The 14,656-nt window shown below is 70.9% G+C and carries 15 protein-coding genes; 7 read left to right on the top strand and 8 right to left on the bottom strand.

What is annotated here, in order from left to right:
• Positions 1-59 precede the first annotated feature (59 nt).
• A complete protein-coding gene (locus I59_RS08890; protein ID WP_022903570.1) occupies positions 60-1,397 on the bottom strand; it encodes an alpha-amylase family glycosyl hydrolase in 1,338 nt (445 codons plus the stop codon).
• Positions 1,398-1,478: 81 nt separating this feature from the next.
• Here I59_RS08890 and I59_RS08885 point away from each other — a divergent pair, with 81 nt between their 5' ends.
• The 3 genes from I59_RS08885 (at position 1,479) to I59_RS22045 (ending at position 3,330) form a co-directional block, all read left to right on the top strand.
• The gene (locus tag I59_RS08885; protein ID WP_022903569.1) at positions 1,479-1,877 is read left to right on the top strand and encodes a DUF3253 domain-containing protein; all 399 of its coding nucleotides are present in this window, start codon (positions 1,479-1,481) and stop codon (positions 1,875-1,877) included.
• Between the two features lie 35 nt (positions 1,878-1,912).
• On the top strand, positions 1,913-3,022 hold the full coding sequence (locus I59_RS08880; RefSeq protein ID WP_022903568.1) for an SDR family oxidoreductase: 1,110 nt from the start codon (positions 1,913-1,915) through the stop codon (positions 3,020-3,022).
• 131 nt (positions 3,023-3,153) lie between these two features.
• Entirely contained in the window at positions 3,154-3,330 is a 177-nt protein-coding gene (locus I59_RS22045; protein ID WP_022903567.1) for a CsbD family protein, read from the top strand.
• A gap of 75 nt (positions 3,331-3,405) precedes the next feature.
• Here I59_RS22045 and I59_RS08870 read toward each other — a convergent pair whose 3' ends face one another.
• On the bottom strand, positions 3,406-4,479 hold the full coding sequence (locus tag I59_RS08870) for a spore photoproduct lyase family protein (RefSeq protein ID WP_031273440.1): 1,074 nt from the start codon (positions 4,477-4,479) through the stop codon (positions 3,406-3,408).
• Positions 4,480-4,524: 45 nt separating this feature from the next.
• Here I59_RS08870 and I59_RS08865 point away from each other — a divergent pair, with 45 nt between their 5' ends.
• Complete coding sequence (locus tag I59_RS08865) at positions 4,525-4,836, top strand: hypothetical protein (RefSeq protein WP_022903565.1); 312 nt, start codon at positions 4,525-4,527, stop codon at positions 4,834-4,836.
• 205 nt (positions 4,837-5,041) lie between these two features.
• Here the strand turns inward: I59_RS08865 and I59_RS08855 are convergent, their stop codons facing one another.
• From I59_RS08855 to I59_RS08840, 4 genes are all read right to left on the bottom strand, one after another.
• A complete protein-coding gene (locus I59_RS08855) occupies positions 5,042-6,922 on the bottom strand; it encodes a beta-galactosidase family protein (RefSeq protein WP_022903563.1) in 1,881 nt (626 codons plus the stop codon).
• Positions 6,923-7,001: 79 nt separating this feature from the next.
• Positions 7,002-8,339: a sugar ABC transporter substrate-binding protein gene (locus I59_RS08850; protein ID WP_022903562.1), complete on the bottom strand. Its 1,338-nt coding sequence runs from the start codon at positions 8,337-8,339 to the stop codon at positions 7,002-7,004.
• Between the two features lie 152 nt (positions 8,340-8,491).
• The gene (locus tag I59_RS08845; protein ID WP_022903561.1) at positions 8,492-9,460 is read right to left on the bottom strand and encodes a carbohydrate ABC transporter permease; all 969 of its coding nucleotides are present in this window, start codon (positions 9,458-9,460) and stop codon (positions 8,492-8,494) included.
• The gene (locus I59_RS08840; RefSeq protein WP_022903560.1) at positions 9,457-10,392 is read right to left on the bottom strand and encodes a carbohydrate ABC transporter permease; all 936 of its coding nucleotides are present in this window, start codon (positions 10,390-10,392) and stop codon (positions 9,457-9,459) included. Before I59_RS08840 ends, I59_RS08845 begins: the two co-directional genes overlap by 4 nt.
• A 187-nt stretch (positions 10,393-10,579) precedes the next feature.
• Here I59_RS08840 and I59_RS08835 point away from each other — a divergent pair, with 187 nt between their 5' ends.
• Together I59_RS08835 and I59_RS08830 are read left to right on the top strand one after the other, a co-directional pair.
• Positions 10,580-11,575, top strand: a complete 996-nt coding sequence (locus I59_RS08835) for a LacI family DNA-binding transcriptional regulator (RefSeq protein WP_175328190.1) — start codon at positions 10,580-10,582, stop codon at positions 11,573-11,575.
• Positions 11,576-12,004: 429 nt separating this feature from the next.
• Complete coding sequence (locus I59_RS08830) at positions 12,005-12,472, top strand: hypothetical protein (protein ID WP_148286146.1); 468 nt, start codon at positions 12,005-12,007, stop codon at positions 12,470-12,472.
• 79 nt (positions 12,473-12,551) lie between these two features.
• Here I59_RS08830 and I59_RS08825 read toward each other — a convergent pair whose 3' ends face one another.
• Positions 12,552-13,655, bottom strand: coding sequence for an acyl-CoA desaturase (locus I59_RS08825; RefSeq protein ID WP_022903557.1), 1,104 nt, complete (start codon positions 13,653-13,655; stop codon positions 12,552-12,554).
• Between the two features lie 217 nt (positions 13,656-13,872).
• Here I59_RS08825 and I59_RS22795 point away from each other — a divergent pair, with 217 nt between their 5' ends.
• The gene (locus tag I59_RS22795; protein ID WP_022903556.1) at positions 13,873-14,172 is read left to right on the top strand and encodes a hypothetical protein; all 300 of its coding nucleotides are present in this window, start codon (positions 13,873-13,875) and stop codon (positions 14,170-14,172) included.
• A gap of 105 nt (positions 14,173-14,277) precedes the next feature.
• Here the strand turns inward: I59_RS22795 and I59_RS08815 are convergent.
• Positions 14,278-14,656, bottom strand: a 379-nt coding sequence (locus I59_RS08815) for a hypothetical protein (RefSeq protein WP_022903555.1), incomplete at its 5' end; no start/stop codon positions are given.

Genomic DNA, 14,656 nt, shown 5'->3' with positions numbered 1-14,656 from the left:
CGCGAGGACTGTCGCTCAGCCCGAGTCTCGTTGCGTGCGGGCCGAGTCTCGGGGTCGGCTCACGCCGTCAGGACGGCCCACCCAGCGGCCGGGAGGCGCACGGTCCCGTCCCGCAGGTCGCCGCCGCCCGCCTCGACGTGCGTCGCACCCGCCGCGGGCAGCTCCACCGGCTCGTCCGCGAGGTTCAGCGTCGTCACCACGGCCGCGTCCGCGGTCGCGGTCCGCAGCACGAGCCCGGTGTTCGTCAGGTGCACGACGTCGGTGTGGGCACGGTGCAACCAGGGGTTCCGGCGTCGGAGCGCCACGAGGGCCTCGTACGTGCGGGTCAGCTCCACCGGTGCCGGCGGGGTGTCCGGGAACGTCGGACGGACCGCGTCGTCGCCGCCCTCGCGTTCCTCCTTCACGCCGGTCCAGCCGTACTCGTCCCCCGCGTACACGACCGGCGTCCCCGCCACGGTGAAGAGGACGGCCGCCGCGTGCCCGGCGAACCGCTCCCCCACGGCACTCGCGATCCGGGTGACGTCGTGGTTGCCGACGAACGTGGTCGGCGCCTGCGTCGCCAGCAGCGCATCGTGCCGCTCGACCGCGTGCGCGAGCTCGAACAGGTTCCGGTCAGTGATGCCGTGCCAGATCCCCTGCCACAGCTCGTACTGCGTGGTGGAGTCCATCGTCGACGCGCGGACGATCGCTGCCGTGTCGCCGTGGATGACCTCGCCGCTGAACCAGGCCTCCGGGAACCGCTCGCGCACCCGCGGCAGGACCCGGGCCCAGAAGGCCGGCGGCACCGCGTAGGCCGCGTCGAGCCGCCACCCGTCGATCCCGCGGTCGAGCCAGTGCGTCATGACCTCGACGACGAGGTCCTCCGTGGCCGCGCTGTCGTGGTCGAGGGCGACGAGGATGTCGTGCCCCTCGAAGTCCCCCACCGGCACGCGCTGCCCCGGGGTCCACCCCGCCCAGTCCACGGCGAACAGGTCGGCGCTCGGGGCGTCCGGCCCCTGTTCCTCGAGCGCGCGGAACGCCGGGTGCTCGCGGCCCACGTGGTTGAAGACACCGTCGAGCAGGACCCGCACGCCACGCTCGTGCGCCGCTGCGACGAGTCGGTCGAGGTCGTCGACGTCCCCGAGGCGCGGGTCGATGCGTAAGTGGTCGACCGTGTCGTAGCCGTGCGTCGAACTCGCGAAGACCGGTCCGAGCAACAGCCCGTTCAGTCCGAGGTCCACGACGTGGTCGAGCCACGGGGTGATGCGGTCGAGGCGGTGCTCGAGGACCCGGTCCGCGACGGGGGTGGCGGGCCGGACCTCCGCGCCGACGAACCCCAGCGGATAGACGTGCCACCACACGGCGTGCTCGACCCACGCGGGTTCGGCGGGGCGGTCCGGTCCTTCGTGGCTGCTCACCGCTCCGATGGTGCCAGGCGCTCCCCGCGCGGGTGCGGATGTCCTGTGTGCGCGCTGGTGCCCCAGGGAGAGGATGGTTCCATGGGACGCGCGATCAGGACCGAGGCCGACGCCGCCGCGAACGAGGCCGAGCACGCCGAACGGACCTGCGCCTCGTGCGGTCGTCGGATGCCCTCGTCCGCTGCCCCGGACGCGAAGTACTGCTCGTCCGCCTGCCGGAAGCACGGCCTCGACGCCACCGACCTGGCGCTCGAACAGCGGATCGACGAGCTGCTCGCGGCTCGTGCCCGGTCGTCGAGCATCTGCCCGTCCGACGCCGCACGCGCCCTCGACCCGGACGGGTGGCGCGACCTGATGGAGCCCGCTCGCCGGGCAGCGCGGCGCATGGTCGCGCGCGGCGAGGTCGAGATCACCCAGCACGGCAGTGTCGTCGACCCGTCGACCGCGAAGGGGCCCATCCGGATCCGCCGCCCCCGGTAGGGAACACCTGTCGCCCGCCTGCGTTGCACCCGGGGATGACTCTCGACACCACACCGACCGCGACCGCCACGACGCCCGTCCGACACGAAGCCCTCGTCGTGGGTGCCAGCGGCATCACCGGGTCCGCACTGGTGGACCACCTGCTCGACCTCGGCTGGGAGGTCACAGCCCTGTCCCGGCGGCCGCACCCCCGCGACGGCGTCCGCACCGTCGCCGCCGACCTCCGCGACCCGGAGTCCCTGCGCACCGCGCTGGCGGGCGAGCAGCCGACGCACGTGTTCTTCACCGCGTGGCAGCGGCAGGACACCGAGGCCGAGAACATCCGCGTCAACGGCGGCATGGTGCGGGACCTCCTCGCGGCCCTCTCGCACGCACCGCTCGCCCACGTCGCCCTCGTCACCGGACTGAAGCACTACCTCGGCCCGTTCGAGGCGTACGCCGCGGGCGAGATGCCGGACACGCCCTTCCACGAGGAGGAGCCCCGGCTCGACACCCCGAACTTCTACTACGCGCAGGAGGACGAGCTCTTCGCAGCGGCCGAGCGCCAGGGCTTCACCTGGTCCGTGCACCGGTCGCACACGGTGATCGGGCACGCCGTCGGCAACGCCATGAACATGGGCCTGACGATCGCCGTCCAGGCGACGCTGGCGAAGGAGCTCGGCCTCGACTTCGTGTTCCCGGGCAGCGAGGCGCAGTGGAACGGGCTCACGGACATGACCGATGCCGGCATCCTCGCCGAGCACATGGTGTGGGCGGCCACCTCGCCCGAGGGCGCTGACGAGGCCTTCAACGTGGTGAACGGCGACGTCTTCCGCTGGCGGTGGATGTGGCCGCGACTCGCCGCGCACCTCGGGGTGGACCCGGCGCGCGTCGTCGGCTTCGACGGCACCGCACGCCCGCTCGAGGAGCAGATGGCCCGGTACGAGTCTGCATGGGCCGGGATCGCCGAGCGGTACGGCCTCACCGAGCACGACATCACCCGCTTGGCGTCCTGGTGGCACACGGACGCCGACCTCGGTCGCACGATGGAGGTCGTCACCGACATGGGCAAGAGCCGGGAGGCCGGGTTCACCGCGTTCCGCCGCACCGAGCGTGCGTTCGCCGACCTGTTCGACCGCTACCGCGCGGACCGCCTCATCCCCTGATCCGTACCCCGTTCGAACCAACCGGGGGACACGAACCTGCGGCCCGGCCGCGAGTCACGCGTTCCGTGCTGGTTGTGTTCAGGGCACAGGCGCCGGGGACCCTCGGCGGTTCCCGGAGGAAGGAAGACACCATGTCGCTCGGAGACAAGGCGAAGGACGTCACCCAGAAGCTCGTCGGCAAGGTCGAGGAAGCGGTCGGCAAGCACACCGACGACGACGAGCTGAAGCACCAGGGCCAGAAGGACCAGGTCATGGGCGAGGGTCGTCTCGAGACCGAGAAGGCCAAGGACAAGCTGACGGGCAACTGATCCGTCCATCCCACTGACGCCCGCGCCGTTCGACGGCGCGGGCGTTCGCTGTGTCGGACGTGCGCCGCGCGGGGGTCAGAACGCGTAGCGGATGCGGCAACTCGGCAGGTGTTCCGCCACGAGTTCCCGGAAGCGCTCGACGAGCTGCCCCTTCATCCCCGACCGGTACCGCACGTTCACGGCGCCGTTCTGCGAGACCTTCTGCTCTTGCAGGTCCGGCCGCCACAGCAGGTCCTCGGCCCTCGGGTGCCAGCCGAGGTTGACCTCGTGCAACTGCTCGTTGTGCGTGAGGAAGATGACCTCGGCCGCGAGCTGCGCCTTCGCCGCCGGGGAGAGCACGTCGTCGACGTGGTCGAGCAGTCCGGCCCAGTCGGACTCCCACGTGGGCGTGAGGATGACCGGCGAGAAGTTGAGGTGCACCTCGTACCCGGCGTCGACGAAGTCGTTCACGGCGGCGATCCGCTCGGCGATCGGGCTCGTCCGGATGTCCGTCACCTTCGCGGTCTCGTGCGGCATGAGCGAGAACCGGATGCGGGTGCGGCCCATCGGGTCCCAGTCGAGCAGGTCGCGGTTGACGTACTTCGTCGCGAAGGATGCCTTGGCCGTGGGGCTCATCCGGAACAGGTCGCAGAGGTCGCGCACGTTGTCGCTGAGCATCGCGTCGACCGAGCAGTCGCTGTTCTCGCCGATGTCGTAGACCCAGGACTCCGTGTCGCACTGGTTCGGCTCGGTCTTCGGCCCCTGCTTCGCGATGTTCCGGGCGACGTGCTTGGTGATCTGCTCGATGTTCGCGAACACCGTCACCGGGTTCGAGTACCCCTTGCGGCGCGGCACGTAGCAGTACGCGCACGCCATCGCGCACCCGTTCGCCGTGGACGGTGCGATGAAGTCCGCGGAGCGCCCGTTCGGCCGGGTGACGAGCGACTTCTTCACCCCGAGGACGAGCGCCTCGGTCTTGATGCGGACCCACCGCTGCACGTTCCGCTCGTCGCCGTGGACCTCGGGGATGTTCCAGTGCGAGGCGACCGGGACGATCTCGGCGTCCGGCCAGCGCCCCAGTACCTCCTGCCCGCGGGGCAGCGCGAGTGCGGCGTCCTCGGCGTAGATGCGTCGGACGTCGAGCATCGGACGCGTGCGTGCTTCGCTCATCGCCACCTGTCTACCGGTGACCACCGACGGTGCAGACTCGGGAGCATGCCCGCCGAGCCCGATGACCACTTCTTCGTCGTGGACGGTCGGCGGTGGCGTCGGACGGACCCGACGATCCCCGACGACGTGGCCGCCGCGCTGCGATCGCACCTCGGGCGCGGGCGGAACGCAGTCAAGCGGGCGAAGCGCGACGGCGACGAGGCTGCCCTGGCCGAGGCCCGGCACCGCAACGGGCTCGCGAAGCACGGTCTGGGTGAACGCGGTCCGGAGTGGTGGACGCGGCCGGAGGACGAGCGCGTGGACGATGCCCGCCGTGCGCTCTGCGAGCTCGACGCCCTCGACGAGGACCCCTCGTGACCGGCTAGGGCCGGTACTCCTCACGCTCCGAGGGCGGCGGGGTCGGTATCGAGGCGGGGCCGACACTGCCGTGGGACCCGGGACCGTCCGTCGCGCGGACGAACACCTGCACCACCCGCATGACGATCCGGCCGGCTGCCTGCACCACGTTCCACATCAGGTCCCCCTCCGACGAAGTACCGGTCCGGCCAGGCTACCCGGACGCTCAGCCCTCGGTGTGGCCGAGGTCCGGCTCGGCGAGCAGGCACACCGTGCGCGACGCGGCGGCGTGGAGCTCGAACACCAGGACGTCGTTGCGGCCCTCCCGGAGCACCGGCCCCGGCACGGCGAGCGTCTTCTGGGGACCTCGTGACCAGTACCGCCCGAGGCAGAACCCGTTCACCCAGGCAACCCCCTTCCGGAAGCCGTCGAGGCACAGGTACCGGTCGTCGACGGACGCGAGCTCGAACGACCCGGACGCGAACACCGGTCCGGCGAGCACGTCGCCGGCGGAGGGAGTCGCGTCCCCCAGGACCGAGAGCGCGGCCGGGGCGATCGGGTCGAGCGCGAGCGGCGCGGCCGTCCACCGGGACAGCAGCTCGCCGTCGACGCGGACGTCCCCGATGAGCCCCTTCGGCTCGCCGATGCGCGGACCGTAGTCGACCCGGCCCTGGTCCTCGACGAGGAGCTCCAGCGTGCCGGTGACGGGCGGGAGCGCGATCGCGCGGTCGTGGTGCTCGCGCTCGAGGACCCCGACGACGACCCCGTCGACGGAGACGATCGCGCGGTCACGGACCTCGGTGCCGACGGTGAGGACGCCCCCGGTGGGCAGGGCGACCTCGGTGCGGTGCAGCACGAAGCCGGACGCCGCGCCGAGTGCGTCGAACGTGGGCGGCACGTCGTGCGCCGTCCACGACGTGAGCGTCGGCAGGAGCGTCGCCAGGGGTGCGACGCGGTCGAGCCGGACGGCGACGTCCGTGGCGGGCGCGCGCCGTGCCTCCAGGCCGACACCGCCGGAACCGACAGCGGAACCAGAACCGACAGCGGAACCGGCACTGACACCCGGACCGGCCACGGGGTCGAGCCGACCCGACCCGCCCGGCTGCATCGACGTCGGCAGCGGCGGGACGGGCGCGTAGCGCTCGATCACCGCACGGAACGCGTGGAACTTCTCGGTCGGCCGGCCGGCTTCGTCGAGCGGGGCGTCGTAGTCGTACGACGTCGCGATCGGCCGGTACACGCCCTTGTCGTTCGCCCCGTTGGTGAAGCCGAAGTTCGTGCCGCCGTGGAACATGTAGATGTTGACGGAGCCCCCGGCGGCGAGCAGGTCCTCCAGGTCCGAGGCCGACGCGGCGGCCGGCGTCGTGTGGTGGTGCTCGCCCCAGCTGTCGAACCAGCCGTCCCAGAACTCGGAGCACATGAGCGGCCCGGTCGGTTGCGCCAGGCGGAGCCGCGCCAACCGTGCGGTCGCGCGCGACCCGAACGAGCCGGTCTTGTGGAGCGACGGCAGCGAGCCGTCCTCGAGCATCGTGCCCATCGGCTGGTCGACGCTGGTGAACGGGACCGTCAGGCCGATGTCGCGGTGCATCTGTTCCAGCGCCCGGAGGTACGACGCGTCCGACCCGTAGGCGCCGTACTCGTTCTCGACCTGCACGAGCACGATCGGCCCGCCGTTGTCGATCTGCCGCGGGACCAGCACCGGCGCCAACGCCTGCAGGTACGACGAGACGGCGGCGAGGAACCCGGGCTCGTTCCGCCGGACCCCGACGGTCCCGTCCGCGAAGAGCCAGTACGGCAGCCCGCCGTTCGACCACTCGGCGCAGATGTACGGGCCGGGGCGGACGATGGCGTGCATGCCCTCGGCGGCGACGAGGTCGAGGAAGCGGCCGAGGTCGAGCCCACCGGTGAGGTCGAACACGCCGGGCTGCGGCGCGTGCGCGTTCCAGGCGACGTACGTCTCGATGGTGTTGAGGCCCATGAGCTTGGCCTTGCGGATCCGGTCCTGCCACAGGTCGGGGTGGACACGGAAGTAGTGGATCGCGCCGGAGAGGACGCGGTGGGGCTCGCCGTCGAGCAGGAAGTCGGTGTCGCCGATGGCGAAGCGCATGGGAGGGGCCTTTCAGGGGTCGGGGCCGCGCGGACGGTGTCCGCGCGGCCCCGGTTCGGTGAGGACGGGAGGGACAGGACTACTTCGAGGTGACCTTGAAGCCCTGCTCGTTGCCGTACTTCACGATCGCCTTCTGCCAGGCCTCGAGGCCGGCGTTCAGGTCGGACTTGTTCTGGTACGCCTGGCCGACGGTGTCCGCGTAGACGCTGTTCGCGTAGACCTGGAACGGCAGGTACTGCCAGCCCTCGGCAACGGTCGACGACGCCTTCGACAGGGTCTCGTTGATCGCCTCGCCGCCGAAGTACTCCGGCTTCTCGGCGGTGAAGGAGGACGAGGTCAGCTCGGCCTTGGTCGACGGGAAGCCGCCCGACTTGAGGAAGACGTCGATCGAGTCCTGCGAGGAGTTCAGCCACTTGAGGAAGCCGGCGGCGAGGGCCGGGTTCTTCGACTGCTTCATGACGACCTCGGCGGAGCCACCGTTGTTCGCGGTGACGTCGGAGGAGCCGTCGTAGGTCGGGATCGGGGCGACGCGCCAGTTGCCGCTGCCGTCCTTCACGCTCGACTCGAGGACACCGGGCATCCAGGCACCGGTGACCATCGTGGCGATCTCACCGTTGCCGAGCTGCTTGTACCAGTCGTCGGTCCAGCCGGGAGTCTGCGAGAGCAGGCCCTTCTCGACGAGCTGGTTCCAGGTCGAGGTCCACTTCTTGGTGCCGGAGTCCTGCAGGTTGACCGTGACGTCGGTGCCCTTGACCTCGAACGGACGGCCGCCGGCCTGCCAGATCATCGAGGTGGTGAAGCCGGCGTCGCCCGAGTCCGCGGCGATGTAGGCGTTCGGGTTCGACTCGTGGATCTTCTCGGCGTCCGCGACGTACTCGTCCCAGGTCTTCGGCGGGGTGGAGATGCCGGCTTCCTTGAACGTCTTCTCGTTGTAGAACATGGCCATGGGGCCGGAGTCCTGCGGCAGGCCGTAGACCTTGCCGTCGAGGTCGACCGACTGCCAGGTGCCCGCACCGTACTTGTCGGCGAGCTTGTCGAAGCCGTACGACTTGAGGTCGACGAGCGAGTCGCTCAGGGCGAACTGGGGCAGGGCGAAGTACTCGATCTGCGCGACGTCGGGAGCACCCGAGCCGGCCTTGATCGTGTTCTGGAGCTTCGTGTACTGGTCGTTGCCGGTACCGGCGTTGACGAGCTTGACCTTCACCTTGGGGTAGGCCTTCTCGAACGCGGCGACCTGGGCCTCGGCCGACGGGGTCCACGACCAGTAGGTGAGCGTGCCGCCCTTCTCGAGGGCCTTGGTGATGTCGTCGGACGACCCGCCGGAGCCGGAACCGCCGGAGGCGCAGGCCGTCATGGCGATGGCCGCGGTGACGCCGATCGCGAGGGCGCTGAGCCCGCGCCGGAGACGCTTGTGCATGGGATTGCCTTTCACTTCTTCGTGGAGAGGGGTGGTGCTGCTGCGTGCCGGGTCGGGAGGCGCGGGGCGGGGTCGCCCCGTCCCTCCCGTCCGGCTGGTCGTGCTGACGGGAGGCGCGTGGCGGGGTCGCCCCGTCCCTCCCGTCCGACGGATCACGCCTTGACGGACCCGGCCGCGAGGCCGGACTGCCAGGAGCGCTGGAGGAAGAGGAACGCGACGACGATCGGGACGATCGTGAGGAGCGATCCGGTGATGACGAGGTTGTAGATCGGGTGCGCGGAGACGCCCTGCGCCTGCGCGCTCCACTGGTTGAGGCCGACCGTGAGCGGGTAGAGGTTCGGGTCGCTCAGCATGATCAGGGGCAGGAAGTAGTTGTTCCAGGTCGCGACGACCGCGAAGAGCAGGACCGTCACGACGCCGGGGGCGAGGAGTCGCAGCGCGATCGTGAAGAAGATCCGGAACTCCCCCGCGCCGTCCATGCGGGCCGCCTCGATGACCTCCGTCGGGACCGCGTCGATCGCGTACGTCCAGATGAGGTACATGCCGAAGGGGCTGATGAGCGAGGGCAGGATGATCGCCCACGGGGTGTTCGTCAGGCCGACGGACGAGAACAGCAGGAAGGTCGGGACGGCGAGCGCGGTGCCGGGGATGGCGATCGCGCCGAGCACGACGGCGAAGACCCCACGACGACCGGGGAACCGGAACTTCGCCATGCCGTAGCCGGCGATGGTCGCGAGCAGGGTGGCTCCGCCGGCGCCGACGACGACGTACAGGACGGTGTTCGCGAGCCAGCGGAGGTAGATGCCGCCGTCGTAGGTCAGCGTCTCACCGATGTTCTGGAACAGCTGGAACCCGCCGCCGAACCAGAGACCGAAGGTGCTGAGCAGGTCGGCCTGCGACTTCGTCGCGTTCACGACGAGGTAGAACAGCGGCAGTAGCGAGTAGACGGTGATGACGATCATCACGACAAGCAGGAGCGGCGACTTGCGGGCGCGGGGACCGCGGCCCTTCGGTCCGTTCGCTCGGTTCGTGCCGTTCGGACGGGCGGCACGGGCACGGCCGCGGGTGGTCACCGCCTCGGTCACGGTCGCGGCCGGGGTGTGGGTCTCGACGGCGCTCATCGGTTCTCCGCTCGGGTCCCGCGCACCTGGACGACGTAGGCGATCACGGCGGTGATGACACCCATCACGATCGCGACGGTGGCGGAGTAGTTGAACTGCTGGCCGCTGAAGGACAGCGAGTAGGCGTACATGTTCGGGGTGAAGGCGCTGCCGATGACGTTCGGAGCGAGGGTCTTCAGCAGGTTCGGCTCGTTGAAGAGCTGGAAGCTGCCGATGATCGAGAAGATCGTGGCGATGACGATCGAGCCGCGGAGGGCCGGGATCTTGATCGACCAGACCGTGCGGAGCGGACCGGCGCCGTCGATCTCGGCGGCCTCGTACAGCTCGGTGGGGACGACGCGGAGGGCTGCGTAGAAGATCAGCATGTTGTAGCCGACGAACTCCCACGTGACGATGTTGCCGATCGACGCGAGGACCCAGTCGGGGCTGAACGGCTGGAGCAGGTCGATGCCGAGCGCGGAGTTGATCGAGCCCGTGAGACCGAACTGGTTGCCGTAGATGAATCCCCAGATGAGCGCCGCGACGACGCCGGGGACCGCGTACGGCAGGAAGATCGCGATCCGGAAGAAGGACGATGCCCAGAGCCGCGCGGAGTCGAGGGCCAGCGCGGCGATGAGCGCCACGACCAGCATGATCGGCACCTGCACGACGAGGAACAGCGCGACGCGGCCGAAGCCCTGCCAGAACTTGGCGTCCTGGAACAGCTGGACGTAGTTGGCGAACCAGACGAACTGGTTGCCGCCGATGAGCTGGTCGCGGAACAGGCTGAGCCAGAGCGCGTACCCGATCGGGACGACGAGCATCGCGACGAGGACGACGACGAACGGCCCGACGAACATCCAGCCGGTCCAGCGGCCGCGCTGCGAGGTGCGGCGCCGCGGCGGCGTGGCCGGGGCTGCTGCTCCTGGCGCACGCGCTTCGAGCGTGGTCATGTGACTCCCTTGTCGTGCTGCGTTCGGGTGCGTCGATGTTGACGTCAACATCGAACGCCGCGACGATAGCATGGCAACGTCAACATGCGCTACCGTCACCGGAGTCGGGCTCGATCACGATCCGATGTCGAGCGTCGAGGGAGGCCCCGTGACCACGGAACTCAGCGGTGTGCGCCGTGCCCCGTCGATGGCCGCGGTCGCCGAGGCCGCCGGCGTGTCGATGCAGACCGTGTCGCGCGTCGCCCGTGGCTTCGACAACGTCTCCCCGGACACCCGCGACCGCGTGCAGCGGGCGATGGACGAGCTCGGATACCGGCCGAACCGCGCCGCCCGCGCGCTCCGCTCGGGACGCTTCCGCACGATCGGCGTGATCATGTTCACGCTCGCGTCGTTCGGCAACATGCGCACGCTCGAGGCGATCGCCGACGCCGCCGGGGCCGCGGACTTCACGATCACCCTGCTGCCGATGGCCTCCCGGACCGAGGAGGGCGTCCGCTCGGCGTTCTCGCGGTTGCACGAGCAGGCCGTCGACGGCGTGGTGATCATCATCGAGTCGCACATCATCGACACCGCCGAGGTGGCGCTGCCGGACGGCGTCCCGATGGTCGTCGTGGATTCCACGGGCACGACCCAGCACCCGTCGATCGACACCGACCAGGCCGAGGGTGCACGGTTGGCGACGCAGCACCTCCTCGACCTCGGGCACGACACCGTCTGGCACGTCGCCGGACCGGTGTCGTCGTACTCCGCCGCACGCCGTCTCGCCGCGTGGCAGGACACCCTCGAACGTGCGGGGCGGGTGGTGCCCCCGGTGTTCCACGGCGGCTGGACCACGTCGCACGGGTACGAGGCCGGGCTCGCGATCGCCGCACGACCGGACATCACCGCCGTGTTCGCCGCGAACGACCAGACCGCGCTGGGGGTGCTCCGCGCCGCGCACGAGTCCGGCCGGGACGTCCCCGGGTCGCTCAGCGTCGTCGGCTTCGACGACTCGCCCGAGGCCGACTCGTTCTGGCCTCCGCTCACCACCGTGCACCAGTCGTTCGACGAGGTCGGCCGACGAGCGGTCCGGAACCTCCTCGGGCAGATCGAGGGCAACCCCGAGCCGGCGTCGACCGTCGCCGACCTCGTCCCGACGCGGCTCGTGGTCCGGGCGAGCACGGCCGTCCCGCCCGCCGGCTGACCCCTGGGCCGCGGCCGCGGGCGGGGTGCGCGCTCGGGGTCGGCGGTGGTCGGGGTCGGCGGTGGTCGGGGGTCGACGTCGCTCGGTGCGAGTCGCTCGGTGGTCGACGGCGCTCGGTGCGAGTCGCTCGGTGCGAGGTTCCCCACACGGTGCGAGGCGAAATGCCTCGCACCATGTGGAGGACCTCGCACCGTGTCGAGCGCCCTCGCACGGTGCGACGCGGGGCAGCTACTCGGCCGGTACCCCTCCACGCCCGGGGGTCGACGGCGCTCGGTGCGAGGTTCCCCACACCGTGCGAGGCGAAATGCCTCGCACCGTGCGTGGAACCACGCACCGTATCGGGTGCACCTCGCACGGTGCGAGGTGCACGACGACCCCGACCGGTTCTGGGGGCAGCGCCGCACGACCCGCGTCTGGGAGCATCGTCGCGTGCGCACACGTTGGAAGGTCCTCCTCGGAGCGGTCGCGGCGGTCGCCGTCACCGCGACGGTCGTCACCGTCCACTCGGAAGCGCTCGACGCCGCCGCGCACGCCCGGGCTCTCGCCGAGGCACCGCCACGCAGCGCGACCCCGCGCGAGGACACGCTCGCGTACCTCCGCGCGGCGAAGGCCCACGACTGCGCCCTGCTCGACCTCCTCGAGGCCAGCGGCACGACCGACTGGTGCCCGAAGGCGCCGACCGCGTGGTCCGACGGGGAGTCCGAACTCCTGGCCTACCGCGACGTCGGGAAGCCCTACGCGGTCTCCGCCGAGCAGGCCGCCCAAGCCGAGGTGTGCGTGCCGTCGGTCATCACCCAGCGTTGGATGACCGGAGCGGACCCGGGCACGATGCAGTGGAGCTGGTGCTGGGCGCGGACCGCCGACGGCTGGCGACTGGTCGACGAGGGCCAGGGCTGACCGGCACGCTCACCCGCGCGGAGGCGCAGGCGCACCGACGAGAGCAGCGACCCCGCCCGCCACAGTGCCCCGCAGCGCCTCAGTGCAGCCGCAGCGACGTCACCATCGGGCACGCGAACGGGTCTCGCGCCGCGAGCCCGACCCGGTTGAGGTACGCGACGACGATCCCGTAGGAACGCAACAGCGTCGTCTCGGTGTACGGGATGCCGAGCGCGCGGCAGTGCGCCTGCACGAGCGGCTTGGCGCGGCGGAGGTTCGGTCGCGCCATGCTCGGGAACAGGTGGTGCTCCGCCTGGTGGTTGAGGCCACCGAGCAGGTGGTCCACCCACCGGCCGCCGACGATGTTCCGGGAGGTCCGCACCTGTCGGGAGAAGAAGTCGATCCGGGCGTTCTCGGCGATGACCGGCATCCCCTTGTGGTTCGGCGCGAACGAGGCGCCCATCATCACGCCGAACACCGCGACCTGCACGCCGATGAACGCGAAACCGATGCCGATCGGCAGGAACGCGAACACGGCCCAGAAGTACAGCCCGAAGCGCGCGAGCAGCAGGACACCCTCGACGGCCCGCCCGCGGGAGGTGCCCTTCACGTGCTCCCCCGTGAGGACGGCCCGGATGGACAGCCAGTGCAGGTTGATCCCCTCCATGGTGAGGAGCGGGAAGAACGCCCAGCCCTGCACCCGCGTGAGCAGGCGGAGGATCCCCGTGCGCTTCGCTGCGTCCTCCTCGATGAACGACACCGTGTCCTGCGCGATGTCCGGGTCCTTGCCGATGGTGTTCGGGTTGCCGTGGTGCCGGGTGTGCTTGTTCATCCACCACGAGTAGGACATACCGACGAGGAACACGCCGACGAAGCGTCCGGCGTGGTCGTTCCACCGGTTCGACGCGAAGATCTGCCGGTGCGCTGCCTCGTGGGACAGGAACGCGAACTGGGTGAACACGACCCCCAGGACCCCGGCGGGGATGAGCGCGAACCAGCTGTGCCCGAGGAACGCCGTGACGGTGAACGCGATCGCGCCGACGGCGACGAGGACAGCGAAGACCGTCCAGTAGAAGCCGGTCCGACGCCGGAGGAGTCCGGCGTCCTTCACCTGCTGCAGGAGGTCCTTGTAGGTGGAGGTCCCGGAGCGTGCCCCCGCCGGTCGCGGTGAGGTCGGGCGGTACAGGGTGGACGAAGTGGCCATGCGGGCTGCTTCCGTCAGGAACAGCCCTTCGGCCGAACAGTGGGTTCCCGCGTGTGCGGTTGTGGCAACCGTAGGGCCTCTCCCCGAACGTCCGCAGTGAACTGCGCGTACTGTCCGGACCGAGTCGGCTCCGCTGTACCGGCTCCGGATGGGCGCCGCCTCCCTCTGTCCGGAACACTCGCCCGCGCGTGCTCACCCCACCACCGCAGCCCGGACCATGAAGCACATCGTGTACGGACTCACCGCCGTCCTCACCACGGACGAGGCCGCCGACGCCGTCCTCGACTACGCCGCGGCGTTGGCACACGCCGGGCTGACCGACGTCGTGGCCGTGCCCACCGTCGACACGTTCGGCACCGAGACCACCACGGCGTTCCTGCTCGCACCCGCGCTCGGCGTGCTCGTCGAGGACGCCCCGGACGATCCGCTCGGACCGGACACCGCCGCGTTCGTCTCGGAGATCACGTGGCGGACGCACGCGGTGCGCTCCGCACCGCCGCACCGGCCACCGGCCTGACGCGTCGATCACCGCGCGGCGCACGCCGCGTCGTGGTCGCGACCACCGCCGGACGGGAGGCACGGTGCGGGTCCGCCCCGTGCCTCCCGTCCGATGGTCGGCGCGTCAGCGCGCGGACGCGTCGGCCAGCACCACCGCGGCGATGCGGTCGGCCGCTTCGGACGGCCCGATCGCGGTGGTGTCGACCACCTCGGCCTCGGCGTGCAGCCAGGCCCGCGCCGCCTCCGCGTACCGGTCGACGTACTCGAGCCGGAAGGTCGACGGCCCGAGGACCGAGTCGTGCAGGATGCGGTGCCGGAGCGTCTCGGGGTCCGCGTGCAGCACGAAGTGACGCACCGGGATGCCGTACGCCGCGAGCCCACCGCTGATCTCGCGCCAGTACGGCTCGACGAGCACGGTCATCGGCATGACGAGCGTGCCGCCCGCGAAGTCGAGCACCCGGCGCGCGGTCTCGACGACGAGGGGCCGCCAGGGGTCCCAGTCC

Source organism: Curtobacterium sp. B8 (genome assembly GCF_000333315.1).
GTDB classification, from domain to species: domain Bacteria; phylum Actinomycetota; class Actinomycetes; order Actinomycetales; family Microbacteriaceae; genus Curtobacterium; species Curtobacterium luteum.
Note: the sequence above shows the minus strand (reverse complement) of the source record. Positions and strands in the feature narration are given on the sequence as shown.

Excerpts from the sequence above, each read along its gene's own strand:
- I59_RS08880 (WP_022903568.1), top strand. The coding sequence starts at position 1,913 with ATGACTCTCGACACCACACCGACCGCGACCGCCACGACGCCCGTCCGA.
- I59_RS08885 (WP_022903569.1), top strand. The coding sequence starts at position 1,479 with ATGGGACGCGCGATCAGGACCGAGGCCGACGCCGCCGCGAACGAGGCC.
- I59_RS22795 (WP_022903556.1), top strand. The coding sequence starts at position 13,873 with ATGAAGCACATCGTGTACGGACTCACCGCCGTCCTCACCACGGACGAG.
- I59_RS08845 (WP_022903561.1), bottom strand. The coding sequence starts at position 9,460 with ATGAGCGCCGTCGAGACCCACACCCCGGCCGCGACCGTGACCGAGGCG.
- I59_RS08865 (WP_022903565.1), top strand. The coding sequence starts at position 4,525 with ATGCCCGCCGAGCCCGATGACCACTTCTTCGTCGTGGACGGTCGGCGG.
- I59_RS08835 (WP_175328190.1), top strand. The coding sequence starts at position 10,580 with ATGGCCGCGGTCGCCGAGGCCGCCGGCGTGTCGATGCAGACCGTGTCG.
- I59_RS08870 (WP_031273440.1), bottom strand. The coding sequence starts at position 4,479 with ATGAGCGAAGCACGCACGCGTCCGATGCTCGACGTCCGACGCATCTAC.
- I59_RS08855 (WP_022903563.1), bottom strand. The coding sequence starts at position 6,922 with ATGCGCTTCGCCATCGGCGACACCGACTTCCTGCTCGACGGCGAGCCC.
- I59_RS22045 (WP_022903567.1), top strand. The coding sequence starts at position 3,154 with ATGTCGCTCGGAGACAAGGCGAAGGACGTCACCCAGAAGCTCGTCGGC.
- I59_RS08825 (WP_022903557.1), bottom strand. The coding sequence starts at position 13,655 with ATGGCCACTTCGTCCACCCTGTACCGCCCGACCTCACCGCGACCGGCG.
- I59_RS08850 (WP_022903562.1), bottom strand. The coding sequence starts at position 8,339 with ATGCACAAGCGTCTCCGGCGCGGGCTCAGCGCCCTCGCGATCGGCGTC.
- I59_RS08840 (WP_022903560.1), bottom strand. The coding sequence starts at position 10,392 with ATGACCACGCTCGAAGCGCGTGCGCCAGGAGCAGCAGCCCCGGCCACG.